Source organism: Chromatium okenii, assembly GCF_002958735.1.
Lineage (GTDB): Bacteria > Pseudomonadota > Gammaproteobacteria > Chromatiales > Chromatiaceae > Chromatium > Chromatium okenii_A.
In genome coordinates this window covers 868,009-889,889 of sequence record NZ_PPGH01000037.1, presented here as the reverse complement: position 1 = coordinate 889,889, position 21,881 = coordinate 868,009, and the positions used below count along the sequence as shown (strand labels likewise).

Annotated in this window: 18 protein-coding genes and 3 pseudogenes; 6 read left to right on the top strand and 15 right to left on the bottom strand. The window is 53.7% G+C overall.

What is annotated here, in order from left to right:
- Position 1 precedes the first annotated feature (1 nt).
- From CXB77_RS23310 to CXB77_RS16075, 3 genes are all read left to right on the top strand, one after another.
- Complete coding sequence (locus tag CXB77_RS23310) at positions 2-1,555, top strand: efflux RND transporter permease subunit (protein ID WP_277949420.1); 1,554 nt, start codon at positions 2-4, stop codon at positions 1,553-1,555.
- A 59-nt stretch (positions 1,556-1,614) separates the two neighbouring features.
- Entirely contained in the window at positions 1,615-3,144 is a 1,530-nt protein-coding gene (locus CXB77_RS23305; RefSeq protein ID WP_277949433.1) for an efflux RND transporter permease subunit, read from the top strand.
- A 96-nt stretch (positions 3,145-3,240) separates the two neighbouring features.
- On the top strand, positions 3,241-4,050 hold the full coding sequence (locus tag CXB77_RS16075; protein WP_105074639.1) for an RMD1 family protein: 810 nt from the start codon (positions 3,241-3,243) through the stop codon (positions 4,048-4,050).
- Between the two features lie 15 nt (positions 4,051-4,065).
- Here the strand turns inward: CXB77_RS16075 and CXB77_RS16070 are convergent, their stop codons facing one another.
- The 9 genes and pseudogenes from CXB77_RS16070 to CXB77_RS20470 all read right to left on the bottom strand — a co-directional run bounded on the left by CXB77_RS16070 (position 4,066) and on the right by CXB77_RS20470 (position 10,107).
- Positions 4,066-4,827, bottom strand: coding sequence for a phosphate signaling complex PhoU family protein (locus tag CXB77_RS16070; protein WP_105074638.1), 762 nt, complete (start codon positions 4,825-4,827; stop codon positions 4,066-4,068).
- A 36-nt stretch (positions 4,828-4,863) separates the two neighbouring features.
- A complete protein-coding gene (gene pstB, locus CXB77_RS16065) occupies positions 4,864-5,745 on the bottom strand; it encodes a phosphate ABC transporter ATP-binding protein PstB (RefSeq protein WP_105074637.1) in 882 nt (293 codons plus the stop codon).
- Between the two features lie 22 nt (positions 5,746-5,767).
- Positions 5,768-6,121: an ABC transporter permease subunit gene (locus CXB77_RS22425; RefSeq protein WP_242445821.1), complete on the bottom strand. Its 354-nt coding sequence runs from the start codon at positions 6,119-6,121 to the stop codon at positions 5,768-5,770.
- A gap of 70 nt (positions 6,122-6,191) precedes the next feature.
- Entirely contained in the window at positions 6,192-6,422 is a 231-nt protein-coding gene (locus CXB77_RS22420; RefSeq protein WP_242445783.1) for a hypothetical protein, read from the bottom strand.
- Positions 6,422-7,080: pseudogene (locus CXB77_RS22415) on the bottom strand (DUF3333 domain-containing protein). Before CXB77_RS22415 ends, CXB77_RS22420 begins: the two are co-directional and overlap by 1 nt.
- Positions 7,073-8,462: pseudogene (pstC, locus tag CXB77_RS16055) on the bottom strand (phosphate ABC transporter permease subunit PstC). Before pstC ends, CXB77_RS22415 begins: the two co-directional pseudogenes overlap by 8 nt.
- A gap of 93 nt (positions 8,463-8,555) precedes the next feature.
- Complete coding sequence (locus CXB77_RS16050) at positions 8,556-9,599, bottom strand: PstS family phosphate ABC transporter substrate-binding protein (RefSeq protein ID WP_105074636.1); 1,044 nt, start codon at positions 9,597-9,599, stop codon at positions 8,556-8,558.
- 100 nt (positions 9,600-9,699) lie between these two features.
- Positions 9,700-9,906: a hypothetical protein gene (locus CXB77_RS20475; RefSeq protein ID WP_197711084.1), complete on the bottom strand. Its 207-nt coding sequence runs from the start codon at positions 9,904-9,906 to the stop codon at positions 9,700-9,702.
- A 21-nt stretch (positions 9,907-9,927) separates the two neighbouring features.
- Positions 9,928-10,107 carry a hypothetical protein gene (locus tag CXB77_RS20470; RefSeq protein ID WP_197711083.1) on the bottom strand — a complete coding sequence of 60 codons (180 nt, stop codon included), beginning with the start codon at positions 10,105-10,107 and terminating at the stop codon, positions 9,928-9,930.
- Positions 10,108-10,188: 81 nt separating this feature from the next.
- Here CXB77_RS20470 and CXB77_RS24790 point away from each other — a divergent pair.
- The 3 genes and pseudogenes from CXB77_RS24790 (at position 10,189) to CXB77_RS19930 (ending at position 12,109) form a co-directional block, all read left to right on the top strand.
- Positions 10,189-11,330 (top strand): annotated as a pseudogene (locus CXB77_RS24790) (glycosyltransferase).
- Between the two features lie 60 nt (positions 11,331-11,390).
- Complete coding sequence (locus tag CXB77_RS19935; protein WP_172452712.1) at positions 11,391-11,528, top strand: hypothetical protein; 138 nt, start codon at positions 11,391-11,393, stop codon at positions 11,526-11,528.
- The gene (locus tag CXB77_RS19930) at positions 11,528-12,109 is read left to right on the top strand and encodes a hypothetical protein (RefSeq protein ID WP_105074635.1); all 582 of its coding nucleotides are present in this window, start codon (positions 11,528-11,530) and stop codon (positions 12,107-12,109) included. Before CXB77_RS19935 ends, CXB77_RS19930 begins: the two co-directional genes overlap by 1 nt.
- Here CXB77_RS19930 and CXB77_RS16030 read toward each other — a convergent pair.
- From CXB77_RS16030 to CXB77_RS16005, 6 genes are read right to left on the bottom strand one after another with little or no spacing between them, the layout of a single operon-like run.
- The gene (locus CXB77_RS16030) at positions 12,106-12,717 is read right to left on the bottom strand and encodes a CHAT domain-containing protein (protein ID WP_172452711.1); all 612 of its coding nucleotides are present in this window, start codon (positions 12,715-12,717) and stop codon (positions 12,106-12,108) included. The genes CXB77_RS19930 and CXB77_RS16030 overlap by 4 nt on opposite strands.
- A complete protein-coding gene (locus tag CXB77_RS16025; protein ID WP_172452710.1) occupies positions 12,674-14,464 on the bottom strand; it encodes a CHAT domain-containing protein in 1,791 nt (596 codons plus the stop codon). The genes CXB77_RS16030 and CXB77_RS16025 overlap by 44 nt, the downstream gene beginning before the upstream one ends.
- 13 nt (positions 14,465-14,477) lie before the next feature.
- Complete coding sequence (locus tag CXB77_RS16020; protein WP_105074633.1) at positions 14,478-16,106, bottom strand: ShlB/FhaC/HecB family hemolysin secretion/activation protein; 1,629 nt, start codon at positions 16,104-16,106, stop codon at positions 14,478-14,480.
- 42 nt (positions 16,107-16,148) lie between these two features.
- Positions 16,149-19,439 carry a filamentous hemagglutinin N-terminal domain-containing protein gene (locus CXB77_RS16015; RefSeq protein ID WP_105074632.1) on the bottom strand — a complete coding sequence of 1,097 codons (3,291 nt, stop codon included), beginning with the start codon at positions 19,437-19,439 and terminating at the stop codon, positions 16,149-16,151.
- A 28-nt stretch (positions 19,440-19,467) separates the two neighbouring features.
- Complete coding sequence (locus CXB77_RS16010) at positions 19,468-20,670, bottom strand: hypothetical protein (RefSeq protein ID WP_105074631.1); 1,203 nt, start codon at positions 20,668-20,670, stop codon at positions 19,468-19,470.
- Between the two features lie 13 nt (positions 20,671-20,683).
- A complete protein-coding gene (locus CXB77_RS16005; protein ID WP_105074630.1) occupies positions 20,684-21,661 on the bottom strand; it encodes an IS481 family transposase in 978 nt (325 codons plus the stop codon).
- Positions 21,662-21,881: the final 220 nt, after the last annotated feature.

Genomic DNA, 21,881 nt, shown 5'->3' with positions numbered 1-21,881 from the left:
AATGAATCAGCACCCTACGGGCTTCAATCTCTCCGCGCTGGCGGTACGCGAGCGGTCAGTGACGCTGTTTTTTATTCTTGTCACGGCGGTTGCCGGAACGCTGGCGTTTCTCAATTTGGGGCGAGCCGAAGACCCAGCATTTGTCATGCGGGTGCTGGTGGTGACGGCGCACTGGCCGGGCGCGAGCGCGGCGCAGATGCAGGAATTGGTCGCCGAGCCGTTGGAAAAACGCATTTCTGAAGTCGATTATTTTTACCGCGTGGAAACGACGGCGCGACCCGGGCGCGTTGATTTATTGGTGGAATTTCAGGATTACACGCCAGCAGCGCGAGTGCCGGATTTGTTTTATCAGGTGCGTAAACGCATGAGCGACGAGGCGGGCAATTTGCCCAGCGGAGTGCGCGGCCCTTTTGTGAATGATGAATTTTCTGATGTGTATTTCGCGCTGTATGCGCTGTCTGCGCCGAAATTGCCGCCGCGTTTGCTGGTGCGCGAGGCCGAGCAGATTCGTGATCGGCTGGCGCGAGTGGAAGGAGTGCAAAAAGTGCGGGTGCTGGGCGAACGTCCGCAGCGGTTTTTTGTGGAACTTGATCCAGCGCGGCTGGCGACGCTCGGCATCACGCCGGAAGCAGTGCGCGATGCGTTGGATGCCCAAAATCGGTTGCTGCCAGCGGGCGTGATTGAGACTGCTGCGCCTCGGCTGTATTTGCGCCCGGATAACACGTTGACCGATGTCGAAGCGATCAAACGAGTGCCGCTGCGCGTTGGCGAGCAGCTTGTTTTACTTGGGGAAATCGCCGAAGTGAAACGCGGTTATGAAGACCCGCCCGGCTACATCGTGCGTTCCGGCGGTCAGGATGCAGTGCTGCTCGGCGTGGTGATGCGGCTCGGCGAAAACGGCTTGAATCTCGGCCAACGCTTGACCGCATTCATCAGCCAGCTGGAAACCGATTTGCCGCTGGGATTTGAATTGGTGCAGTTGACCAATCAAGCCGACGCGATTGTCCACGCCGTGAATCTGTTTCAAATCAAATTCATGGTTGCAGTCGGCGTGGTGATGCTGGTGAGTTTTCTCGCGCTGGGTTGGCGAGCTGGGCTGGTCGTCGGCATTGCGATTCCACTGACGTTGGGGCTGACCTTTTTGCTGATGCTGATTCGCGGCGTCAATTTGGATCGCGTGTCACTCGGCGCGTTGATTATCGCGCTGGGCCTGCTGGTCGATGACGCGATCATTGCGATTGAAATGATGCTGGTCAAAATGGAAGAAGGCTGGGATCGGCTCCGCGCTGCTGCTCATGCGTGGACGGTGACGGCAGCGCCGATGTTGAGCGGAACGCTGATTACGGTGGTGGGTTTTGTGCCGATTGGCTTTGCGCAGTCTGGCGTCGGCGAATATGCCGGCAACATCTTTTGGGTGTTGGCATTTGCGCTGCTGATTTCGTGGGTGGTGGCGGTGACATTTACGCCGTATTTGGGAACGCTGCTGCTGCGTCCGCATCAAATTCCCCCCGCCCCCCTTTTCCAAAGGGGGGAGAATCAGAAAGCCCCCCTTTGAAAAAGGGGGGTGGGGGGGATTTATCAAAACCGGGCTGGGGCGATTTATACGACACGCCCATGTATCGCCGCCTGCGCCAACTGATTCGCGGCTGTGTGCGGCACAAAGTGCTGGTCGTCGCAGCGACTTTTGGCGTGCTGGCGCTGGCAATTACCGGACTCGCCGGCCCAGTGGAAAAACAGTTTTTTCCCAGCTCCGACCGCCCAGAAGTGCTCGTTGACATCTATCTGCCGGAAGGCAGCAGCATTCGCCTGACGACCACGGTCGCGGATCGTGTCGAAGCGATTTTGCAACACGCGCCCGGAGTGCGTTCGTTGTCAACCTACATCGGCGCAGGTGCACCGCGCTTTTTCCTCGCGCTCAATCCTGAATTGCCCAATCCCGCTTTTGCCAAATTGATCGCCGTTGCCGACAACCCAGCGGCGCGAGATGCGCTGATGGCACGGCTGCAAACGCACATTGACGCTGGTGAATTTCCCGAAGCGCGAGTCCGAGTGCAAAAGTTGCTGTATGGCCCGCCGGTGATTTGGCCGGTGAGTTTTCGTGTGATCGGCACTGATCCCGTCAAGCTGCGCGATATTGCCGAGCAGGTGCGCCAGCAAGTTGCCGCACATCCCAATACGCTGGATGCGCATCTGGAATGGAGCGAGCGTGTCGCAGTAGCGCGGCTGGCGCTTGATCCAGAGCGATTGCGTTTGATCGGCTTGACGCCGCGAGAATTGGCGGCGCAGTTGCAACATCAGTTGTCGGGCGTGGTCGCCACCGAAATTCGTGAGGATATTCGCGCCGTGCAATTGGTGGTGCGCGGACTGCCCGGGCAGGCAGATCGTGCGGGCAATCTCGCTGATTTAACAGTGAAAACGCCGGATGGACGCACCTTGACGCTGGCGCAGGCAGGATTACTGACCGTCGCGTTTGAAGACCCTGTGTTGAAACGCTACAACCGTGAGCCGTTCATCGGCGTCAATGCCGAGGTGCAACACGCGCAACCGCCGGATGTGACCGCCGCAATTTGGGCGCAACTGGAAACCTTGCGGGCGCAATTGCCGCCCGGGTATCGGATCGACATCGGCGGCGCAGTGGAGCAATCGGGCAAGGCCGATGTGTCGATTCAGCGGGTGCAACCGATCATGCTGGCGCTGATGTTGACGCTCATCATGCTGCAAATGCGCAGTTTTGCTGGCACGGTGATGGTCGTCGCCACAGCGCCGCTGGGCGTGATTGGCGCAGTGCTGGCGCTGCTCATTGGTCATCAACCGTTTGGCTTTGTGGCGCTGCTCGGCTTGATTGGATTGGCGGGAATTTTAATGCGCAATACGCTGATTTTAACGCAGCAAATTATTGAAAATCGGCGTCAAGGAATGGAAATCTCCGCCGCAGTGGTGGAAGCAACAGTCGCCCGCGCACGTCCAGTTATTTTAACCGCAGCGGCTGCGGTATTCGCGTTTATGCCATTAGCAACTGATACTTTTTGGGGACCATTGGCGTATGTGTTAATTGGCGGAATTATTGTAGGAACCGCAATTACCTTGCTATTTCTGCCTGCGTTATATTCACTATGGTTTCGCGTAAAGTTGCTTGAAACCTGAAAAAGCGAAACGCAATTGGTCTTATAAAATTCACACATCCGATTTTGTGTTGGTGTTAGATTAAATTACTCATGTAATTGCAGCAGCACAAATCCCGTGTCAACAACAGAACATCCGCATTTTGAATTAAAAGCCCGCGCACTATTATTAGGTCGCTATCTTGATCCCCGTCGCCTTGACCAATTCGAGCCATTAGCCATCAACCCATTGGTGGTTGCAGTAGCAAATGGTGGTCATGCCGTATTATTGCGTTCTGGCGCAGTAGTTTTATTTGGCGTCGCGCCAGCTGATGAAATCACTTTTGTTGCACAACTTCGCGCTTTTGTGAAAGAACCACTGGAACGCACTGAACACGAAGACCTGCTACTCACCATTGATCCTAAACGCACTGAAGGCGTTGAACGCGATCGCGTCGTATTATTAAATACCGAAATTGCACGGTTACAAGTGATTGCCGATATTCTTGGTAAAAGCGTATTGCTTGCCGAACAAGAATCCCGCGTTGCAAGTGCGTTTGATCGTATTGAACCACTCGCCAATCGCCTGCGCCGTCATGGGCGCGGCAATAGCGATGCGAAAACCCTCATTCGACAAATTGGCGAAGCCTTAGCTATTCAACAAGAAATGGTCGGGCGCGGAGAAGTGGGTGATAAACCAGAGGTGATTTGGGAACGCAGCGACTTAGAGCGGCTTTATCTCAATTTAGAAGCTGAATACGAAATTCGTGAACGTCAGGTTGCATTAGAACGCAAATTAGCCTTAATTAACGATACTGCGGGCACCTTACTTGATTTATTGCAAAGCAAACGCAGTATTCGTGTCGAGTGGTATATCGTGGTTTTAATTGTGGTTGAAATTGCATTAACGCTTTACGATATGTTTTTTCATGCCCGCATTTCGCATTAAAAAATACTGCTGCGCTCAATAACCATAATGGCGCAGCGTATCAATTAAAATCTCGCGGTTGCGATAACGCACATCTTGACCCAACGCAACATAAATCACTTGTTCAGCAATGGTGCTGGCATGATTACCAATGCGTTCAAGCGCATGAGCTGTCGTTAATAAACAGACGACCTGACGCGGCGTTAAACTCTCTTGATTCGATTCGCCTAGAATTTTACGCACTTCATTAGAAGCATGATATAAATTCGGTTCATCTTCAAAAATACCGAGCGCCAACTTCACATCAAAAGTTGCAACTGCACGAATACTGCGCTCAAACATGCAGCACGCTTTATCATTCAATTGCTGTAATTGCTCTTTTAAATCATCAGAAGGCAATTCAGCACCCGGATTTAATAAAGTCAGTGTTTCTAAAGCCTGCCGCGCAATTCGCGCCGCTTTATCACCAGCACGTTCTACTTCACCCGCAATTTTTGATAACGCTAATACAATCCGCAAATCAATTGCTGCTGGTTGTCGCCGCGCAATCATACAAAAGACTTCTTCATCTGCATCCAGCGATAAATAATCAATGAGCGGCTCACGATCCAACACCCGATAGGCTTGGCATTCTATTCGCTCAACCAACGCAACCACCGCTGATTGCGTTTGCTCAACCACGCGCTCACCCATTTCCAAAATAATGCCCCGCAATTTAGCGAGTTCTTCATCATAGCGGCGCACGGTGTGACCGCTGGCGATGTCAACAGGAGATTTGGAAAGTTTAGGGTCTAGCATTTGAATTTACAGCCTAATGAAATGCGCATGAAGTAATCATGTGGATTGGCAAAAACTAACCAAACGACCGGTAATATAATCTTCGGTGAGTTTATGCTGCGGGTTAGTGAAAATATGATTGGTTTCACCAACTTCAATCAGATCGCCGAGATGAAAATAAGCCGTGCGTTGGGATACACGAGCAGCTTGCTGCATCGAATGTGTGACAATTGCAATGCTGTAGTTTTGGCGCAATTCATCAATCAATTCTTCAATAATTGCCGTAGCGATTGGATCGAGTGCCGAGCAAGGCTCATCCATTAAAATAACTTCAGGAGAAACGGCAATCGTTCGCGCAATACACAACCGTTGCTGTTGACCACCAGACAATCCTGTGCCGGGTTGATCTAAACGATCCTTGACTTCATTCCAAAGTCCGGCTTTTTGCAAACTCGATTCAATCAATTCATCAAGTTCTGCTTTGTTATTGGTTAAGCCATGAATACGCGGACCATAGGCGACGTTTTCATAAATGGATTTGGGAAAAGGATTGGGTTTTTGAAACACCATACCAACGCGAGCACGTAACGGCACAGGATCAAGCCCTTTATCGTAGATTTCTTCACCATCCAATTTAATTGAACCGCTGACACGACAGCCCGGAATGGTGTCATTCATACGATTAAGACTGCGTAAAAAAGTAGATTTGCCGCAGCCAGATGGTCCAATCATTGATACGACTTCATTTTTGCCGATATCTAAATTGACACCCTTAATTGCCTGTTTGCTGCCATACCAAACATCGACATTGCGGCAGGTCATACGCGGATCATCGGCAGTAAAATCGCCAACTGTTTCCCGTGAATGCTGCGCACTGGCTAATTCAACGGAACTCATGACGCTCATTGCTTTATCCATTGTTTCCACTGTGCTATTCATTGTGATTTAAGCCTCAATTGCGCTACCAGCGCCGCTCGAATTTGCGCCGTAATAACACAGCGGCGAGATTCATTAAAAAGAGAAAGGCTAATAAAACGATAATTGCCGCTGAAGTGCGTTCTACAAATCCACGCTCTGGACTATCCGCCCATAAAAAAATCTGCACCGGCAATACCGTCGCGGAATCCATAAAACCGCTGGGAATATCGACAATAAACGCAATCATGCCGATCATTAGTAGCGGCGCAGTTTCGCCCAGTGCCCGCGCCATACCAATAATGGCTCCGGTCAACATTCCGGGCAGCGCCAGCGGTAATACATGATGAAACTGGGTTTGTAATGCTGATGCACCAACGCCAAGTGCTGCTTCACGAATTGATGGCGGGACGGATTTAAGTGCAACGCGGCTGGCAATGATAATGGTGGCAGCGTCATAATGGTCATGACTAATGCTGCGACCAATGGGGTTGAACGCGGAATGCCAAAAAAGCCAATGAATACTGCCAAGCCCAATAGCCCAAAGACAATGACGGCACGGCAGCTAAATTATTGATATTCACTTCAATAAAATCTGTCCAACGATTTTTAGGCGCGAATTCTTCCAAATACAGAGCTGCGCCTACGCCAATCGGAAAAGATAAAATCAGCGTTAATAAGAGCGTATAAAAAGAACCCACTAACGCGCCAGCAATTCCGCTAATTCTGGTTCCCGCGACGTGCCATGCGTGAAAAAGATCGTATTGAATTGTTTAGCAATACGCCCTTGCTGTTCCAATTGCGTGACCCAGCCAATAGTTTCATCACTGACCCGGCGCTCTTCCTGCGCTCCTTCGCGGTCGATGTGACCTTTCACGAGCATGTCGATGTCGTCATCAGCCAGCACCCAAATTTCTGGCGTGGAGCCAATCAGTGCGGGATCGCTCATTACCTGCTCGCGCAGCAGATCGGGTGCACCAACACTCAGCAGCGCGTTGAGCTGGCGCTGGGTGCTGCGGTCAGTGACTCGGGAAATTGCTGATGCAGTGCGTCGCGGATCAGTTTGTTGTAATTCGCGTTGGCAATGGTGGCGAGGTCGCGGGTTCCAGTGGGATCAATGACTTCCGCGCTCAATGCGATGGGTAGCCGAATGTAGGTTTGTGCAAAAGCGGTGTAACCCTTGCTCACGATGTCGGCGAATAGCAACACGACAAACGCCAGTCCCAGCGTGACGGCGAATGCGCCGATGCGTCGAAACCGGCGCTCCTGCGCGTGGCGACGCTTCAGCGAGGCGTTAACGATGTCGATGGTGCGGCGAGGAATGTCGGACGACGGCGATTTTTCAGTTAACTTATTCATATTGCTCACGATATTTGCGCACGATGGTCAGCGCGATGATGTTGAGCGCCAGCGTGACCAAAAACAGCGTTAGTCCCAAGGCGAAGGCAGCGAGGGTTTTGGCGCTATCAAATTCTTGGTCGCCAGTCAGTAAGGTGACAATTTGCACCGTGACCGTCGTCACGCTGTCGAGCGGATTTGCCGTCAAATTGGCGGCCATTCCCGCAGCCATGACCACAATCATGGTTTCACCAATCGCCCGCGATACCGCCAGCAAAATGCCACCGACAATGCCGGGCAACGCAGCGGGCACAATCACGCGGCGAATCGTTTCGGATTGGGTCGCGCCCAGCGCGTAAGAACCGTCGCGCATTGCTTGTGGTACGGCGTTAATCACGTCATCTGACAGCGACGAAATAAACGGAATAATCATCACGCCCATCACCAGACCAGCTGCCAGCGCACTTTCTGATGCGACTTCCAACCCGACTGCTGCGCCCAGATCGCGGATCATCGGTGCGACCGTCAATGCCGCAAAGAAGCCGTAAACCACGGTCGGAATGCCGGCGAGCACTTCAATAATTGGTTTGGCGATGGCGCGAACATTGCGCGAAGCGTATTCAGAGAGATAAATCGCGGACATCAGACCAATTGGTACGGCCACCAGCATCGCAATCAGCGACACCATCAACGTTCCAGTAAACAGCGGAATTGCGCCAAATGCGCCAGTTGCGCCCACTTGATCGGCGCGTAACGCAATCTGCGGACTCCAATTGATGCCTAAGAAGAATTCAAGCGGTGAAACCAGATCGAAAAAACGCAGCGATTCAAATAACACTGACAGCACGATGCCCAGCGTGGTCAAAATTGCCAGCGAAGAACAAATCACCATGACGATTAAAAAGATAGATTCGACGCGATTACGCGCTCGCATCTGCGGCGTGGTTTTCCGCCACGCGTAAGCGGTGCCACCGAGCGCCAGCGTCAGCGCCACCAACCACATTGCCCAAGTTGATAGCTGTTGTAAGCGAAAATTGATCGGCGGCAGCTTGCACCTGCGGCGTGACCGTCGCGGAAACGATATTGCCAGTCGCAAGATTTTTGATGTCATTGAGCAGCAAGCCAATTTGCCCAGCGGATTTGTCAGCGAGCATGTCTGCGGATAGATGCGCCGTGACTAAACTGGTGACGATTTGATCCTGAAAGCCAATCCACAAACCCATCAGCAGCAGTGCAGGAATGCCCGCCCACAGCGCAGCATAAAGACCGTAATACGCTGGCAGCGAATGCAGTTCGTTAATTTTGGTGAAACCGCCCGCGCTGCGAATGGCGCGTTTGATGCCGAGCTGATAGGCGAAGACCATGAGCGCGAGCAACAGAAGAATAAGCATCCAAGCGTGCATCGAAAATTCCACTGGTTTTTAGACAATTGAAAACCGCCGATCTGTTATCAGGCGGCGGTTTGCAGACATTCCTTGTCTTGCATGATTCCGATGTTATTCGGGTTTAGACATTGGTGTCAGTGCTTGCGCCGATTTTGCCACGTTGGCGCGTTCAGCATCTGGCAAGGAAATCAAGCCTTTATCTGCGAGATAACCTTCTGGTCCCCACGCTTTCTCGCTGGTGAATTCGGTCACAAACTGCTTGATGCCGGGAATCGTGCCGACGTGCCCATTCTTCACATAGAAGTAAATCGAGCGCGAAATCGGATAAGAACCATCGGAAATAGTGTCGTAAGTCGGCGCGACACCAGCGATTTTAGAACCCTGCACCTTGTCCGTGTTCTGCTCGAGGAAGCTGTAACCGAAAATGCCGAGCGCATTTTTATTCGTCGAGAGCTTCTGCACGATCAAATTGTCATTCTCACCTGCTTCGATATACGCGCCATCCTCACGAATGCCACCGCACACTGCCTTGTGCATCTTCTCGTCAGTCTTCTTCAACTCTTTGATTTCAGGAATGCTGTTGCAGCCGCCGTCCATCGCCAGTTCGACAAAAGCGTCACGCGTACCAGACGTTGGCGGCGGACCGAGCACCTCAATTTTGCTATTCGGCAATTTGGAGTTCACGTCCTTCCACGTCTTATTCGGGTTCGGAATGAACTTACCGCTGGCATCAGGAACGTCTTTTGCCAGTGCTAAAAAGAGGTCTTTCAACGACAAATCCAGATGCTTCGCGGACTTCGCATTGGCGATGGCGATGCCATCAAAACCAATCTTGACCTCGGTAATTTCCTTCGCGCCAGCCTTCTGACAGTTCTCAAACTCAGACGCTTTCATCCGTCGTGACGCATTGGTGATGTCGGGATGATCGACGCCAACGCCAGCGCAAAATAATTTCATCCCGCCGCCAGTGCCGGTCGATTCAACTTTGGGCGTATTAAAGCCGGCAGTGCGACCAAAGGTTTCCGCAACGGCAGTGGAGAACGGAAACACCGTTGAGGAACCCACGATGTTAATCGTGTCACGCGCAGCCAGCGCCTGCGTGGAAAGAGAAGTCATTGCCAGCACGATGGCCGAAGTCAGCAGAGTCTTATTCATAAAACGGGAATCTCCGAATTAGAGCGCGTTGAAATACTGAAACAATCTGATCGCATCACATCCTATGCTGGCTTGATGACCATTGTGTGACCTGACCGCGCTACTTCGCTGCGGGCGCTTGACGTGCTGGCGCTGCATCCAACTGACCGAGCGAACGAATTAACCGCAAGCTGGCATTGAAAAAATCATCATCAGGACGCGCTGCACACAGCGCCCGAATGCGAATCATCGCCGCATCCAATTCTGCGTCACGCAACACATCGCGCCCCGTTGTCAAATTTAATCCCGTACCAAACCCGCCAGCCATTCGCGGTAACGCCGATAATCTTCATCCGCCAGCGGAATTGACAACGCATCCGCTGGCTGCGGCGAGAAAATCCGCGCAGGGTTTCATGCCGTAACCCCACAGCGCCGGAATCGTCGCAGGTTTATCCGCTGCCAACGCACTGCTCGCCAGCAGCATTCCGACCAAATACCGCGTCCAACTTTTCATCTTCGCTCTATTCATCACCACGATTCCTAATCTCACTGCAAACAAGTCGTTATTGCGGGTAACATCGCCAATTTTGTCAATAACCAGCGATTTCTTATGCGCATTTTGATGATCTCGGACGTGTATTTCCCCGCGTCAACGGCGTGTCACGTCGATTCAAACCTTCGCCCGTGAATTCATCCGCAGCGGGCATGAGGTCACGCTGCTTGCGCCTGATTACGGTGAACATTTACCGGAACCATTTGAAATTATTCGCATTCCTTCGCGTTATCTGCCGTTTGATCCCGAAGACCGCATTCTCAAACTGCGCCAGCTTCGTCGCCATGATGCCGATCTGGCCCAGCGCGGTTTTGATTTGGTGCACATTCACACGCCATTTCTCGCGCACTACAGCGGTTTGCGGTTAGCGCGGCAGCTCGGCGTGCCAGTGGTCGAAACCTATCACACTTATTTTGAACAGTATTTGCATCATTACGTGCCCTTTGTGCCAGCGGCGTGGTTGCAATGGGCAGCGCGTTCTTTTGCCGTCTCGCAGTGCCGCGATATCAACGCGCTCATTGTTCCATCGCAGCCGATGCGTGAAGTGCTACAACGTTATGGCGTCAACACGCTCACCACCGTGATTCCGACCGGCATTGCGTTAAATGAATTTAAACGGGCGACGGAATGCGTTTTCGCGCCCGTTACCAGATTCCGGCGGAACGTCCGCTGCTCGTGCACGTCAGCCGACTCGCGTTTGAGAAAAACATTGATTTCATTCTGCGCACACTTGTGCACATTAAATGCGCCGTGCCTGACGTGCTGCTCGTGATCGTCGGTGAAGGTCCAGCGCGGCGCAGCTTGGCGCAAATTCAAGCGTTAGGACTGGTAGAAAACACCTTGTTAACCGGCTATCTCAACCGCGACGGCAGTTTGGAGGATTGTTATAGCGCCGGCACAGCGTTCGTATTTGCGTCGCGCACTGAAACGCAGGGATTAGTTTTTGGAGGCGATGGCGCTCGGAGTGCCCGTCGTATCAACGGCAGTCATGGGCACGAAAGAGGTGCTCGGCGATGGACATGGATCATTGATTGCAGAAGAGAATGAAGCAGAGTTTGCGGCGAAAGCGGTGCGGTTGCTGACGGATTCGGCGCTGCGCGAACGGTTCGCGAGCAATCGAACATGCGCAATCTTGGTCTGCGCCGGTGCAAGCGGAACGCCTGTTACAGCTTTATGCACAGATGTTAAAACCGCGCTAGTATTTTGTTTCGTTGGAGATTTTGATGTGCTGATAGCTTCTTAAACACGAGGAAAATCAGATGCAAAACACACCACGCAACTTCACCAAATTAGTATTGCTGCTGGCGCTCGGCAGCGGCAGCGCAGCGGTAGCCGCTGAGGAATATATGAAACGCGGTGCCAGCGTGACGATTATGAGCAGGCGCTCAATCGTGTGATGGAGCGCAAGCGCGGTTTGGTGACGGGGCGGGAGTTGCAAACTCCGGCAGAAAAACCAGCGGCTGCGCCAGCGCGGAAAACGACCGCTGCGCCCGCTCCGCGCCACAAAGCAGATGCGCCAGCCCCGGCACCGCGTCCGCGCAAAGTTGTTGATCCTGATGAAAACGTGCGACCTGCTGCGCCCAAACCGCGCCGCCAGCCGTGCCGGATGTTTACGCGCCCCGCGCCAGCGACGGGCGGATACTGCCGATGGCGTGTCGATTTATTTCGGCTACAACTCGGCGCGACTGACCAAAGATGCGATGACCGAGCTGGGAAACTCGGTAAAGCGTTGACTTCACCGCAATTTGAGGGAATTTCGTGGCTGGTTGAAGGCACACCGATGATGCCGGTTCTGCTGCCTACAATCAGGAATTGTCAGAACAGCGGGCGCAGCAGCGCACGTTATCTCGTTGAATCCACTGGCATTGCGCCGGAGCGGTTGCACGCCGTTGGCAAGGGCGAGAGCGAGCCGTTTGATCGTGACAATCCCCGCGCCAGCGTCAATCGCCGCGTGCGGCTGCGCCCCAGCGGTGGCTAATGCGCTGTATTACAACCAATTGCCGACCAGAATAAATGCCGCCCAATCATTCGGTTGGCGGTACTGGTCGCTGGCAAGCAACGCTTTTGCGCCGCTTGCAACGCCCGTCCTTTCGTCATACCCGGCTGCTTGAGCTGCTCATAAAACTGCTGCATTAACAACTGCGTCGCCGCATCGCCGACCGGCCACAGCGAACCCAGCGCACTCCGCGCTCCCGATTGCAGCGCGACGCCGCTCAACCCCAGCGGCGTGCGATCATCGCCTTCCGCCGTTTGGCAAGCACTCAACACCAACAATTCAATCGGACGCTGCGCGAATTCCTTGGGTTTCAAGATCGTTGCCAGCGTTTTCATGTCGAGCTTGCGGTCGTAAGTGACGATGAAATTGTCCTCCGGCGGTCCCTGAAATAGCCCATGCGACGCGATATGCACCACGCGGTATGGCTGCCCGCCAACCTCCGCGACAAAACGTTTCAGCAAAAACTCCTGATCGCGCAGCGTGCGCCCCGGCAGTCGCGCCGATAACTGTTTGATTTCTTCCGCAACGCCGGGCAGCGCCAGCGCCTCAATTTTCTCCACTTGTGCCGCTCGCAACGGTTCGGCGGTCAACTGCTGCGCGGAGGCTGAAACGCCACGAGTGCCGCTTTTTGTCCCCGCGTCCGCGATTTTGTTGCACCAGCGCATTCACCCACCACGCCGGCAATTCATCCACCACCGGGCCCGGTCGGCTCAATCCCGCCAGCAACGTCGTCAAATCGGCGTGAGCGGTGTCATCTGGTGGCAGCAATTTCAAGCCCGGCACAGTCGCAACCGCATAACTTTCAACGAGATAGCGCCCATCGCTGGCGCGTAACGCTGCGAGTGGCACCGCCCGCAGCGGGCCATCCGGCACAAACACCAACGTCTCAACCCGCTGTTCCGTCAGCCACGGCACAATTGGCGCAATCAGCCAGTCGTAGAGTTGCGCGGATTCCGCTTCCGCCGGTTTGTCGTAACGCAATTTGAGCGCCAAAATTTCGGCAACCATTTGAATTTGCTCACGAGATACCGGCGCAGTCGTGCGATAAAACCGCTCGCCGATGCTCACCAGCAATTCCACCCGCTCCGCAAAGATGACCGGATAAAACACGGCAGAGCGCGATGCCAACGCGCCGATGTCCTCACGCAGCGGCAAGATGCAGGCGTCGCGGAAATAGTCCCGCAATTCATCGAGTTTGACCTGTTCCACCGTGTCGCGGGCTTCGCGCAGCAGCGGTTGTGCCGCGTCGCTGCGCTGCGCTGCTTCCTGAAATAGCAAATCGGCGAGACCGAGATAGAGCGGCGCGAGCGTCTCGCGGAATGATGAGCGCCCTTCGGCGTATTCGACCGGAATATCCAAACGAATGTGCTGCAAATGCGCGACGGCGCGGCGATATGCGGCAATCGCTCGCGGACGCTCACCGGCATCGCGCAACCATTGCCCCAATTGCCATTCCCATTGATAGCGCAGGTCATACGCCTCCAGCGGTGCAAACCGCAGCGCCTGCGCCAGCAAATGCTGCGCTTCACCAGATTGACCCGACGCGGCAGCCAAGCTGCTCAACTGCGCGAGTGCCTGCGCGTGAAGTCGCGCCAAACCAGCGCCAGCCGCGATCTGTTCTGCCTCCAGCAAGCTGTCACGCGCCAAACCGCTGCCGGATTCTCGCGCCCGTGCTGCCAGCGCCAGCAACAATTCCGCTCGTTCTGCCGCAACAGTGATCTGCTGCGTCGCAGCGTGAGCGGTCTGCAATTCACGCTGCGCCTGCGCAGAATTGCTCGCCACTCGTGCCAGATTGAGGGAAATGCTGGCGATCAATCCGGGATCGTTGGCAGCGCGAGCTTGGGCGAGCGCCTCCCGATACACGGCGCTGGCTGCGGGTTTATGTTGTTGTTCTAACAAGACATTGCCCAAGCTGTTGGCGGCAGTGGCGATCAACGTCGGATCAGCGAGTTCACGGGCTTGATTGAGTGCGTCGCGCAATTGGGTTTCAGCGCGAGCGAATTGGCGTTGCTGGGCATAAAGCAAACCGAGTGCGGTTGTGGCGGTGGCGTGTAATCGTGCATTGCTGGTGGTTAGCGCCTGCATCAAATCTGCTTCCGCGTCGGCATAACGCCCCAGCGTCCGATAGGTTTCAGCGCGACGAATCCGCGCCTCAATGACGGCAGCGGCTGGCGCAGAATGCTGCGCGATGGTGGCGCTCCACGCGGCAAGTGCAGTCGCTTGTTCACGGCTGGCTGGCGCAGCGGCTGGGCGTTGACAGGTCGTTACCGCTGGCGCGAGTGGTGCGGTTAGCAAAGTTGCTGCCAAGATGATTGCTTGCAGGATTCGGATGTGCATCTTGTCGCCTCGCTCAGAAATCGACCTGAACCATGAAATGAACGCCTTCATCCTGCCAGTCGTGTTCTTTTTCCGGTGGCGGATCATTGAGCGCGTGACCAAAATACAGCTCCGCTTGCAGCCGTTTCTCAATCGTCCACACCGCGCCCACGCCGATTGACCACAGATCGCCGTCGCGTTCCGAATAATGACCGTGATCCCACGCATTGCCGACATCGGTAAAGACTGCGAGTTGCAGCAGTTGTTTGGCAGCAAAAAACTTGACACCTTCCCAAATGGGATGCCGCACTTCTGCTGAGGCGGTGTAACCGTTATCGCCAACCAGTTGATTTTCCCGATAACCGCGCACCGAGCCGGCACCGCCAATCGAAAATTGTTCCAGCGCCAGCAGCCGTTCACCCGCCAATTGCAGACTGCCGCGCACGATCATTTGCGTTCCGTGCTGGGTCAATTGCCGGACGTATTGCCCTTGACCGAGCCAAGCGAGAAAGCGGCTGTCGGGCGTGTTGCCAGCGTGAATCGTGGCATCCAGCGCGTCCATCCCGTAGCTGAACACCGAGCGCAGCGCAAACGCCTGTTGCGTCAATCGCCGCGAATACTCCTGAGATAGCCGCAGCGCGGTGACTTGGCTTGCGCCGTTGACCACGCCTTCCGAAAACGAAAAGGGCTCGCCGAGCAGATGCGTGGTGTTCTCGGCGTGACTGAGTTGCGCACCGAGCCGCAAAGTGCTTTGCAACGTGTGCCAGAGTGGATGCGACACGTCCACCATCAGCCGTTCGGTGGCGCTGTCAATCGCCAAATCCGCCAGCGGTTCCTCAATCAACGACGCATCGTTGCGTTCATAACGCAGCGCCAGCCGCGTGTCTCGCGCCGTCAATGGCAATGACCAACTGATGCTGCCCTCGCGCCCGTCGCCCTCGTAACCGTGACCAAGATTGAGATCAAGCGCGTCGCCGAAGCCGGTCAAATTGCGCACCGTGCCGGTCAGATAAGCGCGTTCTGCGCCGGTGCTGGGCGGGCGATGGTTATCGGTGCGCAGCGCCACATCCCACGCTCGGGCGCGAGTGACGGCGAGATCAAGCACGGCGCTGGCTGGCGCGGCACCCGGCAGCAGCGTCCCTTTCAATTGGGCAATGAGCGGGTCTTGCAGCAGCAGTTGGAAATGGTCTTGTAATTTCAAGCGGTTAAACGGCGCAGTCGGATCGGGCTGGAGGCGTTTGGTGAGATAAGACGGGCGCAATCGCTCCTGTCCGCTGACGCGAATCTCGGTGAGTTGTCCGGGGATGATCTGGAAAATGAGCACGCCGTCAGCGAGAGTTTGATTGGGTTTGATCACAACGCCGCTGTTGATAAAGCCTTGATCGACATAGTGTTTCGTTAAGCGATACCGCAGCTCCTCGACATCCGCCAGCGTCACCCGTTGACCGATGGCTGGCGCGACGATGGCGTTCAGTTCGGTTTGCGGCAGCGCTGCGCCGCCCTCGAATTGAACTTGGTTGAGGAGAAATCCCCCCTGCCCCCCTTTTTCTAAGGGGGGAGTTGAAAAGCCCCCCTTTAGCAAAGGGGGGTTGGGGGATTTAGATTTTCCACTGCCCCGCTGGTCGCCAGTGGCAACCACAGCAGCGCCAGCCAGATAACGCATAACTGTTTGTTCATTAAAGTGATCCTCGCGGCAAAGGGCGGATTATTCGGGCGCGTGATTCAAAATCCGATCCAATCGTGCTCCGCCCAGCGAGACGGCGACCGGGGCGCTGGAATCGACGGGGACGCCGCCGTTGCCGCGATCAATCAGCGAGCTGGCGAGTGAGCCGTTCACCATGCGGCAAATATCGGCAAGCAAATCATTGGGATCGCCAAACGGCGCAGACGGCGGCACGACACTGGCGCTGATGTCGAGATTGAGCGCGAGGATGTTGATATTGCCCTGCTCGCCGCCGGGCGCGGCAGCTTGAATGATGTTGCGATTGTTGCCAGCGATAAAGGTTTGGCGTTCATTGCCACCGACGGCGAGCAGCCGCTGGCTGGCAATTAGCGTGTCGGAATTGACGCGAATATCGCCGCCTTTTGCGCCAGTGCCGCCGGTATTGGCTTGGATAAAACCGCCTTCGAGAATGAGATATTTGGGGTTCAAAAGAATATCACCACCATTGCCAGTATTCGCAGAAGTGGTGATTTGACTATTGCGAAGCCACAAATAACCGCTATCAATTTGAATGGCGCTGGCAGGAACATTGCTGCTGCTTTCAGAAGTGATGAAGCTGTTATTTAATTTGAGTTGGTTGGCGGTGACGTGAATGAAACCGTCGGCGCGAGCAGTAGATGGATCGGGTAGGGTTTGCAATGCAGCAATACTAATTTGTGCGCTGTTGTTAATAGTTAATTCATCAGCAATAACGTTGATATTACCGACATTGCCGGTTGCTGATTCGAGAGCGCGACTAGAAATTAGGCTATTCGTGCCATCAAGCAGCAAATCACCAACATGAAGAGTAACGGTTCCGGCATCACCAACCGCCCAAGCATTGGTTGAAATCGCCGCGCCATTGCGCACCTCTAATAGACCGTCAATGTTCAACGTGACGGTTCCCGCATTACCAATTGAGGTGGAATACGCATCGCTATAAATGGTGGTGATCGAGTCAGTCGCACCGCCACCATCTAATTGCGCTTCTTTTGCGATAATTAAGACATCTCCGGCTTCACCAGTGCTCCAAGTACTGGTTGAAATTTTTGCACCGTTGAATACTTTCAATAAACCGTTAACGTTTAAATTCACGGCTCCGGCATTGCCGGCTGAACCGATATTAGCGCTGCTCATCACTGCACTGAATTGACCATCAAGGCGCAATTCGTCGGCTTGTACCGTCACCGTTCCTGCATTACCTGTTCCACCAAAAATACTACTACTGATTTCTGCTCCATTCAGTATTTCTAATAAACCATCAATGTCTAAACTGACTGTTCCGGCGTTTCCATTTGAACCAAATTCCGCAGTACTACCAATACCGATTAAATGACTTAAGTTACCATCAGCATCAAGTCGCATTGACTTGGATTTTACAACAATAGAGCCAGCGTTACCAACAGAATAAGTACTGGTGCCAATTGCTGCGCCGTTAAGCACTTCAATTGATCTGTTAATCGTCAAATTAATTGACCCGGCTTGACCTGTTGATCCGGGGTAAGCCGCACTGTTCATTCCGGTAAACCAGTCAGGTTTTTCAGTACCATCAACCCGCAAATTTTCAACCATTACGTTAATGGTTCCAGCGTTACCTGCGCCCATTGAGAAGGTTGTGATTGCTGCACCATCAAATACTTCGAGCAATCCAGACAGCGTTAAATTAATAGTGCCCGCATTACCATTGGAACCGGGATAAGCGTTGCTTGTAATACCAGAACAATAGCCAAATGAATGACAACCCCCAATTCGTGCATTTTTAGCGGATATAAATAAAGAACCAGAATTGCTATCTGAAAAAGTGCCACTTAAAATTAACGCACCATTGAGCACTTCTAATAAACCATCAACTGCCACGATCATGTCTCCAGCTTGACCGGTGGAGCCGATTCCGGCGGCAGTTCCTAAAAAAGCCTGAACGCCATCTAATGATAAATTACCAGCCCGTACAGTAAATACACCAGCATTACCTGATCCAACTGTTGAACTTGATAGACTGCCGCTATTTAGCACAGACAACGTATTAGTAACAGTCACACTGAGATTTCCGGCGTTACCGCTTGCATTAGGTGTGACTTCAGTAGCAATTCCGGCGATGAACTCTGCACCACGATAAAAGATATTCACTCCTTCACCATCCATTAAAAGTTCATTCGCATTTACAACGACCATACCGCCATTGCCAGCACCAAAAGTTGAGCTTTCAATTCCAACAGCTCCGCGCATTTCAAGCATTCCATCAACCGTAATTGATACTCCGCCCGCCGCGCCGGTTGCCTCCGGTTCAACTTCACTCATTACTCCAGTTAGCGTTTCTGCGCCATCTTGACGAATCGTTAAATCGCCAGCGTGTACGCGCACACCGCCAGATGCTCCATTTGCAAAACTATTACCTTGAACACGAGTAGCGGACAGTGTGAGCGCGTTAGCAATTGATAAATCAACACCGCCAATTGGATTTGCAGCGCCTTGATTATCTGCTGCGAGCGTGGATTCAATTAAATCCGCACTTCCCGCCCGTACCACCACCGCTCCGCCACCATCGCCGCTCGTTTCAATCCGCGCATTTTTTACCGTCACCTTGCCGCTGCCCGGCGTCGCCGAAGGTTGATTAACGGCAACTGCTTTGCCCGTTTTGCCAACAGATTCAATGCGAATTGTTCCGCCCGGCGCAGTCATTTTTGCTGGTTTATCAACGCTGCCAGTGATCGTGACATCGCCACCGCTCAACGTCATTTGCTTGCCAGCTTTAACGCTCAACTGGCTGCCGTTGACGGTCAGCTTCGCCGGTTGCGGCGACAGAAAACCGAACGATTCGGGCGCAGCAACCGTCAACGAACTACTCGCCGAATCGCGGGCGCTGTAACGGCTGCCGTCAGAAAAGCGCACCTCGTCGGCAGTGCTGAGATGCAGCGCAGCGGGCACGTCAACGCTGGCATTTGCGCCCATCACCACGCCGGACGGATTGATGAGATAGACATCCGCCTTGCCGACTTTCGAGCGCAACTGCCCGTCAATGTTGGAAGTTTTGCCGCCGGTGACACGGCTGATGACGTTTTGGATTTTATCGGGGCCGGTAAAGGTCGCGCTGTGACCGGTTGGAATATCAAACTGCTGAAAACTATGAAATAAATTGCTGCCGCGAGTGCTGCCGAGTTCTGCACCGATTTGCATGTCTGCACCGGTGAGCGTTTGACGCGGCCCGACGGAGCCGTCGGTGGTGATTTGAGCGAGACAAATTGAAGTGCTGAACAACGCGATACCGAATGAAACAACGCATAACTGTTTGTTCATTAACGTGATCCTCGCGGCAAAGGGCGGATTATTCGGGCGCGTGATTCAAAATCCGATCCAGTCGTGCCCCGCCCAGCGAGACGGCGACCGGGGCGCTGGGATCGGCAGGAACGCCGCCGTTACCGCGATCAATCAGCGAGCTGGCGAGCGGCCCATTCAAAGTCTGGCAAATATCGGCAAATAAATCATCAAGATCGCCAAACGGCGCAGCCGGCGGCACCACGCTTGCGCTGATGTCGAGATTGAGCGCGAGGATGTTGATATTGCCCTGCTCACCGCCGGGCGCGGCGGCTTGAATGATGTTGCGTCCGCCAGCAGTGAAGGTTTGGCGTTCATTGCCACCGACGGCGAGCAAGCGTTGGCTGGCAATTAGCGTGTCGGAATTGATGCGAATATCGCCGCCGCGAGCGCCGCTGGCAGCAGTGTTGGCTTGAATAAATCCGTTCTGCAAAATGAGATTGTTTGGCGTGAGCACGATGTCGCCGCCGTCGCCGTTTTGACCTTCGGCGGAGGTGGTGATTTGACTATCGCGCAGCCAGAGAATGTCGCCGTTGATGGTGATTAAGCCGGCGTTGGCGGCGAGAGATTCGGTGGTAATGCGGCTGGCGGCATTCAAACGCAGGTCGGCTGCGTTGATTTGAATCGCAGCAGCAGGGACGTTGCCGGTGCTTTGGGCGGTGATGGTACTGGCGTTGAGTGCGAGCGAGTCGGCGTTAATTTGAATGCGCCGATCCAGCGGTAATGTCGGATCGGCGACGGTTTGCAGCGCGGCGATGCTAATTAGTGCGTTGTCGGTGAGAGTGATGGTATTGGCGGCGATGTTGAGATTGCCAACTCGTCCGCGAGCGGATTCGAGAGCGCGGCTGGAAATCAAGCTGTTAGCGCCTTCAACTCGCAGGTCGCCAGCTTTTACGGTGACAGTTCCGGCATCGCCAATTGCCCACGCATTGGTTGAAATCGCAGCGGCATTGCGCACTTCTAACGACCCGTCTGTGAAAATCGCCTGATTCTGATCCAAGTAGTATTCTGTCGCAGGGCGTCTACCTTGGTCGCCGAAATTTTTCGTAGCGACTTTAAGAACACTGAATTCACTGAGTTTTTCTTTGTTGCTCTTAATGAGCTTACGGATCATGCGCGGATCAGCGAACCCAAGTCGTTTGGCTAGGTCGATGTCACGAATGCGGAGTTCGCCGTTGATTGGCGTGAGGGTGAGAGTGTTGTTAGTTTCCATGACGGATAACCTCTTAGATGTCAAGACCCGAGAGATTGTAGACCTGTTTTTTGAAGCGTTCAGGTTCCTTCTGTTGCCAGTTTTTCAACGCTTGCACCGGTGACACATGTCCAAGGGCTTTTTGGGGTATCTGATGGTTATACATCTGCACATAATGGTGCAGCGTTTTTTCTAAATTCTTTGCAGAATCAAAGCGCGTCGTCGCCACCACCTCGGCAATCCGTCCGTTAAATCGCTCGACCATTCCGTTCGTTTGCGGATGCGAGGGCGGAATTAGGCGATGCTCAATCTGGTGTTCTTTACAAACTAAATCAAAGCGATGGCGACCAGTCGGTTCGCGTTCGCCGGTAGCGCAGAAACGATCCGTAAACTCCTTGCCGTTATCGGTCAATACCTTTTCCATCTTAAACGCGGCAGCAGCGATCACTTGCTGGAGAAACGCACTGGCGTTGGCAGCAGTTTTCTGAGCAAAAACCTTGGCATAGACCCAGCGCGTTGCCCGATCAATGGCGACAAAAAGATAGCGATGGGCTTGTTCATCCGGCATCTTAGGGAGGTATTTAATATCAATGTGGATAAAACCGGGCGCGTAATCTTTGAACTTTTTAGGTGGTTTTTTCGCACCTTCTTCTTTTGGAATCAATTCCTTAAGGTTAGAGACGTGGTGGCGACGTAAACAACGCTGTAGCCCTGAGCGCGACACCTCAGGGTTAAAACAGGTGCGCAGCACGACCAGCAAGTCATCGATGGGTAGCAACAACGTCGTGCGTAACTCCACTGCGATCAATTCTTCCAATGGTTTCAAAGTGGTATGCAGATGATGTGGACAATGAGACGCATCGTCAGTGGTCTGGCGGTAACGCCATTTGCGCACCGTCGCTCGATTCAGATGATATTCGCGGGCGAGTTCACGCTCAGATTTAGTGGAATGTTGCAGTTCACGCCGGATCGCGGGAGTTGTGCGAGCATTTTTGTGTAAATTCAAGTTCATAGCATCAATTCTCCTCTGAGTGCCCAACCGATTGGGGATGTAGGGCGCGGTGGTGAATGTCCGTGATGACGCCTTGCAAAGCCTCTCGTGCTAAAAACAGAGGGTAGCTGCGTTGCGGAATATAATCATACGGTTCCTGACACTTAGATTTGTTTCGACGCAATAGTTTGTCCAGATCGACTCGGACGGCAGGGAGGATCGAAACGGCTCTAAGTTACCG